At 59.8% G+C, this 14653-nt stretch carries 15 protein-coding genes; 8 read left to right on the forward strand and 7 right to left on the reverse strand.

Going from position 1 to position 14653, the window contains the following annotated elements; genetic code table 11:
- Positions 1 to 165: 165 nt before the first annotated feature.
- From ABHR75_RS08600 to ABHR75_RS08610, 3 genes are all read left to right on the forward strand, one after another.
- On the forward strand, positions 166 to 591 hold the full coding sequence (locus tag ABHR75_RS08600; protein ID WP_158567292.1) for a potassium channel family protein: 426 nt from the start codon (positions 166 to 168) through the stop codon (positions 589 to 591).
- Positions 592 to 627: 36 nt separating this feature from the next.
- Positions 628 to 1161 (forward strand): LOG family protein, encoded by a 534-nt coding sequence (locus ABHR75_RS08605; protein ID WP_055309991.1) that lies wholly within the window; start codon positions 628 to 630, stop codon positions 1159 to 1161.
- A gap of 125 nt (positions 1162 to 1286) precedes the next feature.
- Positions 1287 to 2591, forward strand: a complete 1305-nt coding sequence (locus tag ABHR75_RS08610) for a chloride channel protein (protein WP_346964116.1) — start codon at positions 1287 to 1289, stop codon at positions 2589 to 2591.
- 94 nt (positions 2592 to 2685) lie between these two features.
- Here ABHR75_RS08610 and ABHR75_RS08615 read toward each other — a convergent pair whose 3' ends face one another.
- From ABHR75_RS08615 to ABHR75_RS08630, 4 genes are all read right to left on the reverse strand, one after another.
- The gene (locus ABHR75_RS08615; protein WP_346964117.1) at positions 2686 to 3561 is read right to left on the reverse strand and encodes an EamA family transporter; all 876 of its coding nucleotides are present in this window, start codon (positions 3559 to 3561) and stop codon (positions 2686 to 2688) included.
- A gap of 451 nt (positions 3562 to 4012) precedes the next feature.
- On the reverse strand, positions 4013 to 4711 hold the full coding sequence (locus ABHR75_RS08620; protein WP_346964118.1) for an ABC-2 transporter permease: 699 nt from the start codon (positions 4709 to 4711) through the stop codon (positions 4013 to 4015).
- A complete protein-coding gene (locus ABHR75_RS08625; RefSeq protein ID WP_346964119.1) occupies positions 4708 to 5589 on the reverse strand; it encodes an ABC transporter ATP-binding protein in 882 nt (293 codons plus the stop codon). The genes ABHR75_RS08620 and ABHR75_RS08625 overlap by 4 nt, the downstream gene beginning before the upstream one ends.
- Positions 5590 to 5612: 23 nt before the next feature.
- Positions 5613 to 5993 carry a GntR family transcriptional regulator gene (locus ABHR75_RS08630; RefSeq protein WP_117820855.1) on the reverse strand — a complete coding sequence of 127 codons (381 nt, stop codon included), beginning with the start codon at positions 5991 to 5993 and terminating at the stop codon, positions 5613 to 5615.
- 565 nt (positions 5994 to 6558) lie between these two features.
- Between ABHR75_RS08630 and ABHR75_RS08635 the strand changes: the two genes are divergently transcribed.
- From ABHR75_RS08635 to ABHR75_RS08645, 3 genes are all read left to right on the forward strand, one after another.
- Positions 6559 to 8172, forward strand: a complete 1614-nt coding sequence (locus tag ABHR75_RS08635) for a peptide chain release factor 3 (protein WP_117817263.1) — start codon at positions 6559 to 6561, stop codon at positions 8170 to 8172.
- A gap of 156 nt (positions 8173 to 8328) precedes the next feature.
- Positions 8329 to 9051, forward strand: coding sequence for a VUT family protein (locus ABHR75_RS08640; RefSeq protein WP_022093974.1), 723 nt, complete (start codon positions 8329 to 8331; stop codon positions 9049 to 9051).
- Between the two features lie 9 nt (positions 9052 to 9060).
- Positions 9061 to 9741, forward strand: coding sequence for an SDR family NAD(P)-dependent oxidoreductase (locus ABHR75_RS08645; protein ID WP_346964120.1), 681 nt, complete (start codon positions 9061 to 9063; stop codon positions 9739 to 9741).
- Between the two features lie 50 nt (positions 9742 to 9791).
- Here the strand turns inward: ABHR75_RS08645 and ABHR75_RS08650 are convergent, their stop codons facing one another.
- Both ABHR75_RS08650 and ABHR75_RS08655 read right to left on the reverse strand, forming a co-directional pair.
- Positions 9792 to 10517 (reverse strand): uracil-DNA glycosylase, encoded by a 726-nt coding sequence (locus ABHR75_RS08650; protein ID WP_346964121.1) that lies wholly within the window; start codon positions 10515 to 10517, stop codon positions 9792 to 9794.
- An 88-nt stretch (positions 10518 to 10605) separates the two neighbouring features.
- A complete protein-coding gene (locus tag ABHR75_RS08655) occupies positions 10606 to 11508 on the reverse strand; it encodes a DMT family transporter (RefSeq protein ID WP_346964122.1) in 903 nt (300 codons plus the stop codon).
- Positions 11509 to 11666: 158 nt separating this feature from the next.
- On the opposite strand from ABHR75_RS08655, the gene ABHR75_RS08660 reads away from it, so the two are divergent.
- Entirely contained in the window at positions 11667 to 12533 is an 867-nt protein-coding gene (locus ABHR75_RS08660; protein WP_346964123.1) for a LysR family transcriptional regulator, read from the forward strand.
- A 27-nt stretch (positions 12534 to 12560) separates the two neighbouring features.
- Here ABHR75_RS08660 and ABHR75_RS08665 read toward each other — a convergent pair whose 3' ends face one another.
- Positions 12561 to 13943, reverse strand: a complete 1383-nt coding sequence (locus ABHR75_RS08665) for an MATE family efflux transporter (RefSeq protein WP_195363954.1) — start codon at positions 13941 to 13943, stop codon at positions 12561 to 12563.
- Positions 13944 to 14303: 360 nt separating this feature from the next.
- On the opposite strand from ABHR75_RS08665, the gene ABHR75_RS08670 reads away from it, so the two are divergent.
- A partial coding sequence (locus ABHR75_RS08670) for an IS110 family transposase (RefSeq protein ID WP_346964124.1) occupies positions 14304 to 14653 on the forward strand: 350 nt, incomplete at its 3' end.

The following is a 14653-nucleotide window of genomic DNA, read 5'->3' on the forward strand; positions in this document are numbered from 1 at the left end:
TAGGGAGAGGGCCTGACCCCATATCGTTGGGGCCAGGCCCGATTTTGCCTCTTGACAATGTCCTGCTCATATTAAAAGGAACGTCCCTAACTGCCGGTTGCCTAACTGCCGGTTGTGGGACAATACCGAGCAAACGTGATTGGGCGTCTGGGAAAAGGGGTCGAGATGAAAAAGCTGAGGACGCTTGCCGATGTTTTGCGCCAGGCCGGTTTCGTGCGTATCACGGGCCTGTTCCTCATCTTCTATCTGCTGTGCTCGACGGCTGTCTGGCTGTCCGAGCCCACGACCCTTACGTTTGGCGATGGCCTCTGGTTTAGCTTTGAGACCGTCTCGACCATCGGCTTTGGCGATATCCCGGCCGAAACGCCGGTCGCCCGTGCTATTACCGTCGTCCTGAGCGTCATCAGCATCTTCTACATTGCCATGCTCACGGGTGTGGCGGTGAACTACTGCAATACGCTCATCAAGCTGCGCCAAAAGGACACCATGGCGCGCTTTATGGACGATCTGGAGCATTTGGAAGAGCTCGATCGTGACGAGCTCGCCGACCTGTCGCGCCGTGTGCGCGAATATCGCCGACGCCAACGCTAGAACGGGCGCCGCGCGTCACGACGAGGGGGACTGAATATGAATATCACGGTATACCTGGGCGCCAGCGTCGGCAATGACCCGGCGTTTCTGCCTGCGGTGCAAGAGCTGGGCAACTGGATTGGCTCCAACGGGCACGCGCTGGTATACGGCGGGTCCAAATCGGGCCTGATGGGCGCGCTCGCCGATAGCGTACTCGAGGCAGGTGGACACGTGACGGGTGTTGAGCCGAGCTTTTTTATAGAGGCCGAGTTTCAGCACGACGGCATCGATGACCTCATCGCGACGAGCGATATGGCCGAGCGCAAGGCCAAGATGATTGAGCTCGGCGATGCGTTCATTGCCTTTCCCGGTGGGACGGGCACGCTCGAGGAGATTGCCGAGGTCATGTCCGCGGTGTCGTTGGGGCACCTGAGTGCTCCGTGCATCCTGTATAACCTTGACGGTTACTACAACGACCTCAAGGCGCTGCTCGGGCACATGATTGATAAGGGGCTTTCGAGCCCGAGGCGCCAGCAAGGCATCTACTTTGCCGACGATTTGCGCGAGATTGTCTCGATTATCAACGGATAAGTCTTGAGCCTGCCCCACTATGACTCCCAATGGTGCCGTTTGTGGCGCAGATGGTTGGCTTGTCTGGGCAACGCTCGCTCTACAATAAAACGTAATTATGTCGACTTTGACCGCGGGAGGACCCGATGGACAACCTTGCCAAACCCACAAACCGCGCGCTGTTTTTAGTTAGCGTTGCCGTGACCGGTGCGTTCGCAGGTGCCGCGGTCTGGCTGTTCTTTTTTGCGATGGAGCACGGTATCGACTATCTGTGGACCGAGATCCCCCACATGCTGGGCGCGGCGTCGCCCGAACTCGCCAGCGGCCCGTTCGGTTTTCTGCCGTATCCGTTTTTTGTCTGCCTGCTGGGCGGCCTGCTGATCGGTCTGTACGAAAAGCTTACGGGCACCAAGACCGACGACCTCAACCAGGTGATGGCTAAGGTTAAGCAAGATGGGCGCTACCCGTATGACAATCTGGGCAGGCTTTCGCTCGCGGCATTGCTGCCGCTGCTGTTTGGCGGAAGTATTGGACCGGAGGCCGGCCTGACCGGCGTTATCGCGGGTCTGTGCAGCTGGGTCGGCGACCGCATGCGCCGCTTTGGCGCCGAGTTTAGGGAGCTCACGCTGCTGGGCACCCAGGCCGCGCTGACGGCGCTCTTTACCGCGCCCGTCTTTGGCTTTGTGGCGCCGCTCGCCGGTAGCGCCGACGGCCAGGGCGAAGACGCCGACGATGGGTCCGCGTCCGGCGAGATCACCATCAAGCTGCCCAAGGCACAGAAGACTGTGGTCTACGGTATCGCGATCGCTGGCGGTCTGGGCACCTACCTGCTGCTTGGCCAACTTGTGGGCGGCGGCATGGGCATGCCCAGGTTCGAGGCCGCCGAGGTGGGCAACCTGGAGCTTGCCTGGCTCATCCCGCTGGCGTTGGTTGGCACCGTTTGCGGCTGGCTGTACTTTGTCTCGGAGCACGCGAGCGAGGCGCTGTCCCATGCAATAGGGGAGCGTCCTGTCGTCAAGGCCATGCTGGCTGGTCTGGCGCTCGCCATCTGCGGCACGGTCTTGCCCTACACCATGTTTGCCGGCGAGACCCAGGCCGATGTACTTATGGAGACCTACCTCACCATTCCCGCCGGCGTGCTTATCGCGACCGGTCTTGTTAAGGCCATGCTGACGCCCGCCCTCATCAACCTTGGTTGGCGCGGCGGCCACTTCTTCCCCGTTATCTTCTCGGGCGTAAGCCTGGGCTATGGCCTTGCCATCCTCACCGGCGCAGATCCGGTCTTTTGCGTCGCCGTCTGCACGGCATCGACGATGGGCGCCGTCATGCGCCAGCCTGTCATGGTTGTGGGCCTGCTGCTTATGTGTTTCCCACTCAAGGGTATCGTCTGCATGATTATCGCGGCCGTCATCGCCGCCGGCATCCCGCTGCCCAAGCCGCTGCGCAAGTAGCACGGTAGCGCGCAGTCAGTACAAACATCTCAAGTCCGGTGCGGGCGCTGTGTCACGGATTTGCGGGTGGACTGGATTTCGTTCGGTATCGGCGCTACTTCCAAATTGCAAGCGCGGCGGTGCCCAGTACGATGAGGGCGAGACCGATGGCGCTGCGGCGGGAGAGTTTTTCGTTGAATGCCAGGCGCGCAAATAGCACCGATACGACAATCGATAGTTTGTCGATCTGCACCACGACACTCACCTGGCCTGCAGCGATGGCATAGTAATAGAGCAGCCACGATGCTCCAGTCGCGATGCCCGATGTTGCGAGAAATGTGAGTTCGCGCCAGTCAACGTGCGCGACCTGCTCCAGTTTTCCCTTGGCTGCCACGATTGCCCATGCCATAACCAGTACCACGCAGGTGCGGATTGCCGTGGCCAGGTTTGACTCGACGCCTTCGATGCCGATCTTGGCGAGGACGGAGGTGAGTGCCGCGAACACGGCGGCGCCGAGGGCGTAAGCGAGCCAGGTTCGGTCTTGCTGCTGCTCGGGTTCGGCGGACTGCTTCTTCTCGATCATTAAAAACGTGCCGAGGGTGATGGCAGCGGTTCCCACGAGCTTAACCGCAAGGTTGCTCGTCTCGTCAAAAAGCGCGATGGCGACCAGCGCGGCGAGCACGGTGCTCATCTTGTCGACCGGTACGACCTTATTGACATTTCCGATGCTCAACGCCTTAAAGTAACAGATCCACGAAGCACCGGTAGCGAGTCCCGAGAGGACGAGAAAGAGCCAGGATCTGGGTTCGATGCTGCCAATGGTTCCAATGGATCCAGAAATGCCCGCCATTGCCCAGGCGAAAACGAGCACCACGCAGGTGCGAATGGCCGTCGCGACATCGGAGTCGGTCTGCTTGATGCCGCATTTGGCCAAGATGGATGTGATGCCGGCAAAGAATGCTGACGCAAATGCTGCGACAACCCACGACACGGGTGCGGTGCCTCCTTGGATAATGGGTTTATCCTGCGAGTTTTATGGACATGAGGATACCGCCCCACCATGAAGGTTTGATATGGCCGCGGCGAGACGGGGGTTATGTTCCGGGGAGCCATTTGGTGAAGGCTCGAATTGAAGGTGAGTGTTTTTCCGAGAAGTGAACGAGTAAATATGGACCCCTGGAGCATGCACACTTTTTTCGAATAAAACCGCAGGATTCCTAGGCAAAAACCGCAGGAATTAAGCCCATAAAAATGTCGATGATACGGGGTGCTGATTTTACTCGTTCACTTCTCGGAAAAACATTCACCCTCGATATGCTGTCGGTTTCTCTTTGGTTGCCAAGATTTAAACGGCATGCCGTGAAGGGCGGTAGCGACGTTGTTGCTGCTTCGTCTTATCTAGTAAATGAGGTGGCGTGCAGCCCAAGCCCTTTGGCTGTCGATTACAGATCGCGTACTCGATAAACCTTGGTGCTGACAGCGCAGCTGATTGCACATAGTGCGAGCGCCAGTACTGCAATTCCTGCACACAGACAGCCAAGGACGGCGGGATCGGGATTCGCTCCGGCAATCGACATGAGCCAGTTGCTGATGGGGTTGGAGGAACTCAGCATTGCCATGGTGCCGCAGCCAAACAGGGCAAACAGGCCAAGGGATAGGCGCAGCGCCTCCATGTGTCCAAATCGGAAGAACAGCGGCTGTGCCAAGAATACCATCATGAGGGAGATGAGCATTGATGCCGCCGAGGCGGTTGCGATTTCAAAGATCGTCTGTCCCGTCGAAGGAATGCCCGCGCTGTTGAAGAGCGGGATGGAGGCGATGCTCAAAAGCGTGGCTGCACATGCCATGACGACCGAGAAGACAACGATGCACAGGTAGCGTGCGCAAATAATGTCTTTGCGCGAGAAGGGCAACGTTGCTCGATAACGCTCCCAGCCGTTTTGGTTATCGTAGCCAGCTAGCGAGTTCATGATTATGATGGGCGACATTGCGCTGACCGCACAGGCGCCGGCGCTCATACCGGAATCGCCGTCTGTCGCGTTGGCGAGGGTCAACACGACGAAGATGAACAGCCCGACACCCGCGATGCTCGGGGTGAGCGTGCGAACGATGGCGAGCTCGGACATAAAGGCACGTTTCATTTCGAAGTCCCTTTCAGCGTGAGGCGCAGATAGTCGTCAATGGTTGCCCGATCGCAGGGAATCTCGGGGAAGGCCTCGAGCGTTTCGCGACGGTTGGGCACGAGCACGTCCACGCTGTAGGCGTGGTGGACGGCACGGGCGCCTTCGACGCAAACCATAAGCTCGGCGGCCTGTGCTTGGGTACAGTGGGCGATGCCGGCGCGGTCGGTAATATCCTCGCGCGGCAGGTCAAACACAATCGAGCCAGCATCGATGCAGATGACGCGATCAGCGGTGCGATCGAGATCGGACGTAATGTGGCTCGAGAGCAACACGCTGTGCTGGCCGTCGGCGACAAAGGCAAGCAGCTCATCAAGCAGTTCCTCGCGTGCCATGGGATCGAGGCCCGCAGTGGCTTCGTCCAAAACGAGCAGCTTGGCATTGTGGCTGAGCGCGCAGGTAAGTTGCAGCTTCATGCCCATGCCGCGGGAGAGGTCCTTGACCTTTGTCTTGGGATCGAGGCCAAATCGGTTGATGAATCCGGCGAACGTTTCGCGGTCCCATGTGGGGTACGCCGGGCCTACGAGCGACTCGATCTGGCCCACCCTGAGCGTGGAGGGGAAGGGGCACGTGTCCAGGACAAGACCGACGCGGGAGCGTAGATGGCGTTGCGACTCATCGGGCGCGTCGGCGCCACAGCGCTGCCCAAACAGGTGCACCTCGCCGGCATCGAGTTTGATAAGCCCAAGCGCGGCGCGAATGGTCGTCGTCTTGCCGGCGCCATTTGCGCCCACAAAGCCAGCGATCTGGCCGGGCTCCACAGCGAGCGTGACATCGCTCAGCGAAAAACGGTCGCTCACGCGGCGTGAGACACCTTTGAGTTCTAACAAGTTTTGCATGGTATAGCCTTTCTTGCAGATGGCTACTGCATGGTTTCGGGGGCTACCAGGTCGAGCATCTCGTGCAGTTTGTCGCGCGTGACGCCCAGGGTTTCGGCTTGGCTCGCCGCTTTCGCAAGTAGCTCTTCGATATGGCAGAGCTGGTTTTCGCGCAAAAGCTCCTGGTTGCCCTCGGCGACAAAACAGCCCTTGCCCTGCACGGTGCAGATAAAGCCAAGCTGCTCCAAGTCGGCGTAGGCACGCTTGGTGGTGATTACGCTCACGCCCAGGTCGCTCGCGAGTGCACGGATGCTGGGGAGTTTGGCTCCCGCAGCGAGCGTGCCCGATAAGATCTGAGCTTTGACCTGCGAGGTTATCTGCTCGTAGATGGGCTTATCGCTCGAATTGGATAGGATGATGTCCACAGCGGCTCCTTAGCTGTTGGGCTACACGTGTATATAACCGGTAAGCACAGTATATATACACTATGCACAGTTATGCAAGAGCTAAATGTGGAATAGACCATCGGCGCCGCGCTTGCTCCAAAACAATCTCAATCTGTAACATCTGGGTCCGTTTTTGGTCGCCAGCTGTTACAGATTGAGATGTTATTTTCCCGCCTGCCTATTTGTCTCAATCTGTAACAGTAAGAGTCGATTTGCGCGGCTAGATGTTACAGAACGAGACATTGGCTGCCTGCCTTTCCGTTTATCTCGATTTGTAACAGCTAGACCCAATTTGGGCGGTCAGGTGTTACAGATTGAGATTGTGTCGGCGGGCAGGTTTGTTTGTCTCAATCTGTAACAGATAGGGGGGCAAATAAGCTCTGCTGTTACAGATTGAGACAGTCTGCTGCAGAATACTTTCGATAACTAGCCGTTCACGTTCTGACTGATGAATTTGTCCTGATAGGTGCCCTAGAGCGGGATTTCGCGGCTACAATAATACGGTTACAACGACGTAATGCACTCAATGCAAGAAAGGATCCGCATGGCAAGCCTGTCGGATGAAATCTCGTCGCGCCGCACATTCGCGATCATCAGCCACCCGGACGCCGGTAAGACCACGCTTACCGAGAAGCTGTTGCTCTATACCGGCAGCATCCAGACTGCCGGCTCGGTCAAGGGCAAGAGCTCGGCCAAGCATGCCGTCTCGGACTGGATGGACATCGAGAAGGAGCGCGGCATTTCCGTCACCTCCTCGGTGCTGCAGTTCACTTACAACGGCGCCTGCGTCAACATCCTCGATACCCCCGGCCACCAGGACTTCTCGGAGGATACCTACCGTACTCTTATGGCCGCCGACGCCGCGGTCATGGTCATCGACGGCGCCAAGGGCGTCGAGGCCCAGACCAAAAAGCTCTTTAAGGTTTGTACGCTGCGTCACATTCCCATCTTCACCTTTGTGAACAAGCTCGACCACGAGGCTCGCGATCCGTTTGAGCTCATGGAAGAGATCGAGAATGTCCTGGGCATCAATACGTATCCTATGAACTGGCCGATCGGCAGCGGCCGCAACTTCCGCGGCGTGTTCGACCGTCAGACCCGTCGCGTCATTGCCTTTGAGGGCGACGGCCACGCCAACGCCACCAAGAAGGTCGCCGAGGTCGAGGCCGAGCTGGGCGATCCTTCCATGGACGAGCTCATCGGCGAGGAAAACCATAAGAACCTGATGGACGACATCGAGCTGCTCGATGGCGCCGGCGACGAGCTCGACTTGGATGCCGTGGCCTGCGGCAAGCTGAGCCCGGCGTTCTTTGGCTCGGCGCTTACCAACTTTGGCGTGGAGCCCTTCCTCAAGGAGTTCCTGCGTCTGGCCCCGACGCCGCGCGCCTATACCGATACGCTCACCAGCGAACCGGTCGATCCCTGCCGCGACGACTTTAGCGGCTTTGTGTTTAAGATCCAGGCCAACATGGACAAGAACCACCGCGACCGCATCGCCTTTGTGCGCATTTGCTCGGGCAAGTTCGAGCGCGGCATGGACGCCTTCCACGTGCAGGGCAACCGCAAGCTCAAGCTTGCCACGGGTACCTCGATGATGGCCGATGACCGCGCCATCGTGGACGAGGCGTATGCGGGCGATATCGTGGGCCTGTTCGACCCGGGTATCTTTAGCATCGGCGACACCGTGTGCTCCGGCAAGCGCCACGTGCAGTATCCGCAGATCCCGACGTTTGCCCCCGAGATGTTCGCTCGCATTACGCAGGTCGATACGCTCAAGCGCAAGCAGTTCGTCAAGGGCATGGAGGAGCTTGCCCAGGAGGGAGCTATCCAGATCTTCCGCGAGCTGGGTGCCGGTATGGAGAGCGTCATCGTGGGCGTGGTCGGCGTGCTGCAGTTTGAGGTGCTCGAGCGCCGCCTCAAGGCCGAGTACCGTGTTGAGGTTCGTCGCCAGCCGCTGCCCTATACGGACATCCGCTGGATCCAGAACGACCCCGACACCATCGATATCCCGGGCCTTTCGCTCACGCGCGACACCCTGCGCGTCGAGGACATGCGCGGCGGCAAGCTGCTGCTGTTCACGAGTCCGTGGAACGTGGATTGGGCAACCGACCACAACCCCGACCTTATCCTGTCGGAGTTTGGCAACGTGACCTTTTAACGCATCGGCGCGGTGACCCTGCGGGGCTGCCGCGCCATTTACTTGCCTGATGCCGTGTGAGCGGCTATCATACCCACCGTCGTCTCAAGACCGGGGCGTCCGAGCAGTTCGGGTCCGATATCCTGCTCGTTAAACCTAAAACCAAAGGAGTACATAATGATCAAGAAGGTCATGGAGGACTACAAGGTCCTGTTGCGGAGCATTCCCGCGGCAACGGTTTCGCTGTTTTTCGTGAGTGTCATCATGATGAACCTGCTGGCCAACAAAGAGCTCATCAGCCTGCCGTATCTGGCACTCGATTGCGGCTTTGTGGTGAGCTGGGTTTCGTTTTTGTGCCAGGACATGATCTGCAAACGCTTTGGCGCCAAGGCATCCATCAAAATCTCTATCCTCGCGCTGCTGGTCAACCTGGCCGTGAGCCTGTGCTTTTGGGCATGCTCGCTCACGCCCGGCATGTGGGGCGCCTACTACGACACGGGCATGATCGAGGTTAACACTGCCCTTAACGCTACCATCGGTGGCACCTGGTACGTGGTGCTGGGCTCTTCGCTGGCAATGCTCGTCTCTGCCGTGGTTAACTCCACGCTCAACCAGTCGCTCGGCCGCATGCTCAAAAAGAATAATTTTGCGAGCTTCGCCTTCCGCTCCTATGTGTCCACGGGTGTTGGCCAGTTTATCGACAACCTGGTCTTTGCCATTGTGGTGAGCCACACGTTCTTTGGTTGGACCTGGGTGCAGGTCCTTATGTGCTCGCTGACCGGCGCTGTCGCCGAGCTGCTGTGCGAGGTCTTCCTGAGCCCCGTGGGCTACAAGGTCGTGCGCGGCTGGGAGCGCGAGAATGTGGGTTCCGAGTACCTCGAGCGCCACGCAACCGCCTAAGGAGCAAGTATGCGGGTTTTGATCACGGGCGCTTCGGGCGGTATCGGAGCCGCGTGCGTGCAGCGCTTTTTGGACGAGGGCCACGGGGTCGTGGGCTTTGATCTGCTGCCGGCGGCGATCGAACACGAGCGCTACCGCCATCTGATCGTTGATGTACGCGAGCCGGACTCGTTTCCAGGCGATCTTGAACCCCAGGTAATCGTGAACGTTGCCGGTACGCAGGATTCGGCCGACGATATTGCTGCCAACCTGCGTGGCACCATCAACGTGACCGAGCACTACGCCTTTGTGGGGGAGGGGCTTGCCGCCAAGCCTGCGCCGGCTATCAAATCCGTGGTCAATGTGGGGTCGGCGAGCGGACATACGGGATCGGAGTTTCCCGCCTATGCTGCCAGCAAGGGCGGCGTTATCGCCTACACCAAGAACCTTGCAAACCGCCTGGCACCGCAGGCCATCGCCAACAGTGTGGACCCGGGCGGCGTTATCACGCCGCTCAACCGTTGCGTGATGGAAGACGAACACCTGTGGAACCAGATTATGGAGCTCACGCCGCTTAAACGCTGGGCCACCGCCCAAGAGATCGCCGAGTGGATCTACTTTGTGGGCGTGACCAACCGGTTTATGACCGGGCAGAGCCTGCTGATCGATGGCGGCGAGGCCGGCCGCACACAATTTATTTGGCCCGAATAGGAAACGCGCCCGATGGAAAGCCGTCGGGCGCGTTTTTGATGTATCGATTTTTAGCTGAGGCAAGTCCAGTTGACGGGGGTCGAGCCGTGCTGCTCGAGTAGCCGATTGGCTGCCGAGAAGGGGCGCGATCCCATAAAAGCGGGGAGTTCTGCCGTGGCACGGTTGGCCGAAAGCGGCGAGGGGTGCGTGGAGGCCAGGCAGAACTTGCCGGTTGCCTTGCCCGCGCCGGTCGCGGCGAGCTTGCCTTCGACCATCTGCTGGGCAAAGCGGCCCCATGCCAAAAAGACGACCGGCTGGGGCAGCTGGCAGCAGCGTTCGATAACGTAGTCGGTGAGCGCGCTCCAGCCCAGCTTGGCGTGCGAGTTCGCGGCATGCTCGCGCACGGTGAGCGTAGTGTTGAGGAGCAGGACGCCCTGCAGTGCCCATGGCGTTAGATCTCCCGTGGCGGGGATGGGGCAGCCCAGATCGGCTTTGAGCTCCTTATAGATGTTGCGCAGGCTCGGCGGCAACTTGGTTTGCGTCGCCGGGACCGAGAACGACAGTCCCATGGCCTGGTTGGGTCCGTGATAGGGGTCTTGACCCAAGATGACAACCTTGACCTGGTCGGCCGGCGTGTAGGCGAGGGCATTGAGGATGTCGTCTTGTGCCGGGTAGATGGTTTGCTCGGCACGCAAAAGGGCGATGCGCTCGAGCAGCTGGTTCGTAGTGTCACGTACCGGCTGCGGCGCATCGCCCAACCAAGTTGCTATGTTGCGGTCGCGGGTCGCGGCGTCCATGGGGCTCCTTTACGTCAGATGCTCTGTTGACATCTATTGTAAAGGCGCACCGGTTGCCTTTATGCCACGGCTGTATGAGGAGTGGGGTCTACGAGACGTGCTCGGGCGCTCCTGCCATGCGAGCCTGTCCATGTGCGCGAAGGTGCGGAAGTTCGACGGTTGCCACCATGACGCCGGTGAGGATGAGGGCGGCGCCAAAGAAGGCGATGGGGCTGAGGACCTCGCCGACCAGGAAGAACGAGAAGACGGCGGAGCATACCGGCTCGAGCGAGAAGGCGAAGCCGGTGGTCTCGGCAGGCACGTGGGGCTGCACGAGCGTTTGGGTGATAAAGCCATAGGCAGAGCAGATGAGTGCGAGCGCGACGACAACGACAATCTCGCTAGGCGTGCCGGGAAGCGTGAAACCGCCAAAGGTGAATGCGGCGATACCCGAGAATAAGCCGCCGAAGCCCAGCTGCCAAACGCCCAGAGCAAGCGGATCGACTTCCTCGACAAAGCGCTTGGCCACGATAATGTGGCTGGCATAGATAAAAGCCGAGAGCAGCATGATGAGCGCGCCCGGGTTCAGGCTGGTGAAGTCGGCGCCCGAGAGCAGCAACATACCGCAGGTGACGATGGCGGTGCCGACGAGCACTTTGCGCTCGGGGGCACGACGCAGCAGGGCGGCGTTGGCAAACGGCACGATCACGACCGTCAGGCTCTGCAAAAAGCCGGCGGTGGAGGCGGAGGTGAGGCTGGAGCCCAGGCACATGCAGGTGAGTTCGGTTGCCATAATGGCGCCGATGATGGCAGCGCGGACCATAAGGTCGCGGTTGATGCGGAAAGCGCGCTTGTGGAAGAGCAGCAGGCAAGCCACAAAGGCGATGATGCAGCGCAGCGCAACGATGCTCGTGGCGTTCATACTGTCCATGCTGATCTTCATGAGGGGGTACGAAAAGCCCCATGCGACGGGAACGGAAAATGAGAGCGCGATTGCTTTTTTGCGATCCATGGGACTCCTTTTGTTACAGAACGGTTTCGCAAAAAGGATTCTGCTCCCAGATGTGGATGTAGTAAAGCGAATGTATCTTCAGTATGATTAAGAAATGCTAATGTTGGCGGGAAAAGTCCTGGCAAAACGTTTTACAGCTACATCGATGTGGAGGCACGATGGCATCGCGGTATCAGATTGTATGTATGGTGGTCGATTGCGGCAGTCTTAAGGGCGCGGCGGACGAGCTGGGCTATACGCAAAGTGCGGTGAGCCAGGCCGTCAAGGCACTCGAGCGCGAGCTGGGCACCACGATTATCGAGCGCGGAAAGCAGGGCGTTTCGCTTACGCGCGACGGTAAGCAATATCTGCCGTACCTGCGCCAGATCGTGACCGCCGAGGCCGAGCTCGAGGGCAAGCGCCAGGAGCTGCTGGGGCTTTCGTCGACCGATATTCGCATCGCGACGTTTACCAACGTGAGTCGCACCGTGCTGCCGCGTGTGATCCGCGACTTTGGGGCCCTGCACCCGGGCGTACGCTTTACCCTCAAGCAGGGCGATTACACGCGCAACGCTCAATGGGTACACGATGGCGTGGTTGATTTTTGTTTTACGGCGCGCGGATTTACCGAGGGGCTCGAGAAGCGCGTGGTCTATCACGACGAGTTGGTAGCATTGTTGCCGGCCGCGCATCCGCTGACGGCAAAGGAAAAGGTGACACTTGCCGACTTGGCGTCCGAGCCGTTTGTGCTACTGGATGAGGGCGAACAGAGCCTGGTGCTCGATGCATTCGCGGCGCATGGGCTGTCGCCGCACGTGACGAGTGAGGTGACCGACGACTACACCATCATGGCGATGGTGGAGGAGGGCCTGGGCGTGAGCATGCTCTACCGTCGTACTGTGGAGGGCATGCGAGCCGATATTTGTGTGCGGCCCATCGTGCATGCCCCCTCGCGTGACGTGGTGGCCGCATGGCGCAGCTGGGACACCATGCCCATCGCCACGAGGCGCTTTATCGACTATATGAGCTCGCATATTGTCAATTAATGACTGGCGTGGCGTTGAGTACGGTGTTTAGCGGGCTGTCGCTTTGGCTTGGGTGGCGCGATAGGTGCGTGCCGGGTGGCAAAGTAGTACCGCCACGACCATAAAGAACGCCGTGGTGCCCAGGCTGATGGGGTAGACCATCATGATGTTCGCAAAGGTGCGGAAGTGCGGGAACACGCAGAACACCCAATAGAAGCGGATGCCGCAGACGCAGATCATGGTGATGAGGGCGGGCGTGAGCGAGATACCAAAGCCGCGTAGGTAGCCGGACATGTTTTCGTAGAACATGCTAAAGGCGTACGCCGGGAAGATCGAACACACGCGGATATAGCCGATCGAGACGATGTTGGGATCGCTGTTGAACAGCGACAAGATCTCGCGCCCCAGGCCGACAATAACGATGATCGTGGTGAGTGCAACGATACCGCCTTCGACCAGGCAGACCTTGAGCGTTTTGGTGCAGCGGTCGATCTGGCGGGCACCGTGGTTTTGTCCCACAAAGGTGGTGCAAGCCTGGCTAAAGCTGTTGAGCAGGTTGTAGCATACGTACTCCAAGCTCATAGCGGCGCTCGATGCCGCCATGACCTCGGTGCCCAGGCTGTTGATAGCAGACTGGATGATGATGTTGGCGACGGCAAAGACGGCGCTCTGGATGCCGGCGGGCAGGCCGATCTTGACGATGCGCTTGAGGGCGACGGGGTCGATAGCCAGGTCGCGCGGGGTGACGCGGACGACGGAGTCGGTCTTGAGCAGGCGGATAAAGAGCGTAGCGGCGCTGACGGTGTAGGCGATGGCGGTGGCGATGGCGACGCCCGCGACGCCCCAGTGGAGTACGGGGACAAAGATGAGGTCCAGGCCAATGTTGAGGACGGTGGACACGGCAAGCGCCTGCAGCGGCATGCGGGTGATGCCGACGGAGCGGAAGATCGCGGCCTCAAAGTTGTAAAGCAAGATCGAGGGCATGCTGAGCAAAAAGACGCGTAGGTAGAGCGAAGCGAGCGGCATGGTTTCGGCGGGAACGTTGAGCGCGGCGAGCATGGGCTCGGCAAAGATCTCGCCCAGTGCGATGACGACAAAGCCCACAAGTGCCATAAGAATCGAGGTGTGGACGGCGCGTTTGACCATGTTCTGATCGTTGCGGCCGATAGCGTTGGCGATGACCACGTTGGAGCCAAGCGACATGCCAATAAACAGGTTGAGCATAAGACTGGTAAGCGGAACATTGGAGCCGACCGCCGCCATGGCGAGGGTTCCCTGGTCGCCCGAGAAGTTACCGATGATGACCGTGGCGATGAGGTTCGACAGTTGCTCCAAGATGCTCGTGGCGGCCACAGGGAAGGCGAACAGGGGAACATTGCGCCACAGCGATCCGGTGGTCATGTCAATGTGCTTAGATACGGTGTCAGCCATACGCTCTCAATCTCTAACATGCTCTTTTGTGCTTATTTGCGCAGACGATGATACTCCTAATCGCCTAGTCATTGGGGACGTTCTAAAACGATTACTCATTCAAGAACGTCCATTACAGTCGAAATTGTCAGCCCGGGCCCGTCTCGGGCTACGATTGAGGCGCGCCCAGAACGGGCCGCCGACCGGGCGCCCGCGCACGGCCGAATGTCCCTGCCCCCGAGAGGGCCTGTTGGGTGCTGCCGGCGCGGGACGCGCCGCCCCCGACGGCTGATAGGAAAGTGCCGGGCAGGCGCCGCGGCTGGTAATGTGAGTGCCGAGGGGGAGGCCATCCGGTCGAACGACTACCGGAAGGATACCACCGTGAAAGCGCCATCGACCAGGCCCGCGGCCGTGCTCGGCCTAGACGTCGGCAAGTCCTCCCACTGGGCCTGCCTGATCGACCGCGACGGGGAGGTGCTGTCCAGCGCCCCCGTCCGCAACAGGGAGGCCGAGCTCGACGCGCTGTTCGCCTCCGTGCCCGCCGGCACGCTCGTCGTGGTCGACCAGTTCCGCAACATAGGGTCCCTCGCCGTGAGGCGCGCCCGCGCCGCGGGTCTGGGGGTCGCCCACCTGCCCGGCCTCGCCGCCAGCCGCGCCGCCGGGCTGTTCGCCGGCGAGGCCAAGACCGACGAGCGCGACGCCGCGGTGATCGCGCGGACCGCCCTGGGTGT

Origin of the sequence: Collinsella aerofaciens (assembly GCF_039752955.1) — a bacterium.
GTDB lineage: Bacteria > Actinomycetota > Coriobacteriia > Coriobacteriales > Coriobacteriaceae > Collinsella > Collinsella aerofaciens_BI.

Excerpts from the sequence above, each read along its gene's own strand:
- ABHR75_RS08600 (WP_158567292.1), top strand. The coding sequence starts at position 166 with ATGAAAAAGCTGAGGACGCTTGCCGATGTTTTGCGCCAGGCCGGTTTC.
- ABHR75_RS08605 (WP_055309991.1), top strand. The coding sequence starts at position 628 with ATGAATATCACGGTATACCTGGGCGCCAGCGTCGGCAATGACCCGGCG.
- ABHR75_RS08610 (WP_346964116.1), top strand. The coding sequence starts at position 1,287 with ATGGACAACCTTGCCAAACCCACAAACCGCGCGCTGTTTTTAGTTAGC.
- ABHR75_RS08620 (WP_346964118.1), bottom strand. The coding sequence starts at position 4,711 with ATGAAACGTGCCTTTATGTCCGAGCTCGCCATCGTTCGCACGCTCACC.
- ABHR75_RS08625 (WP_346964119.1), bottom strand. The coding sequence starts at position 5,589 with ATGCAAAACTTGTTAGAACTCAAAGGTGTCTCACGCCGCGTGAGCGAC.
- ABHR75_RS08635 (WP_117817263.1), top strand. The coding sequence starts at position 6,559 with ATGGCAAGCCTGTCGGATGAAATCTCGTCGCGCCGCACATTCGCGATC.
- ABHR75_RS08640 (WP_022093974.1), top strand. The coding sequence starts at position 8,329 with ATGATCAAGAAGGTCATGGAGGACTACAAGGTCCTGTTGCGGAGCATT.
- ABHR75_RS08645 (WP_346964120.1), top strand. The coding sequence starts at position 9,061 with ATGCGGGTTTTGATCACGGGCGCTTCGGGCGGTATCGGAGCCGCGTGC.
- ABHR75_RS08650 (WP_346964121.1), bottom strand. The coding sequence starts at position 10,517 with ATGGACGCCGCGACCCGCGACCGCAACATAGCAACTTGGTTGGGCGAT.
- ABHR75_RS08655 (WP_346964122.1), bottom strand. The coding sequence starts at position 11,508 with ATGGATCGCAAAAAAGCAATCGCGCTCTCATTTTCCGTTCCCGTCGCA.
- ABHR75_RS08660 (WP_346964123.1), top strand. The coding sequence starts at position 11,667 with ATGGCATCGCGGTATCAGATTGTATGTATGGTGGTCGATTGCGGCAGT.
- ABHR75_RS08665 (WP_195363954.1), bottom strand. The coding sequence starts at position 13,943 with ATGGCTGACACCGTATCTAAGCACATTGACATGACCACCGGATCGCTG.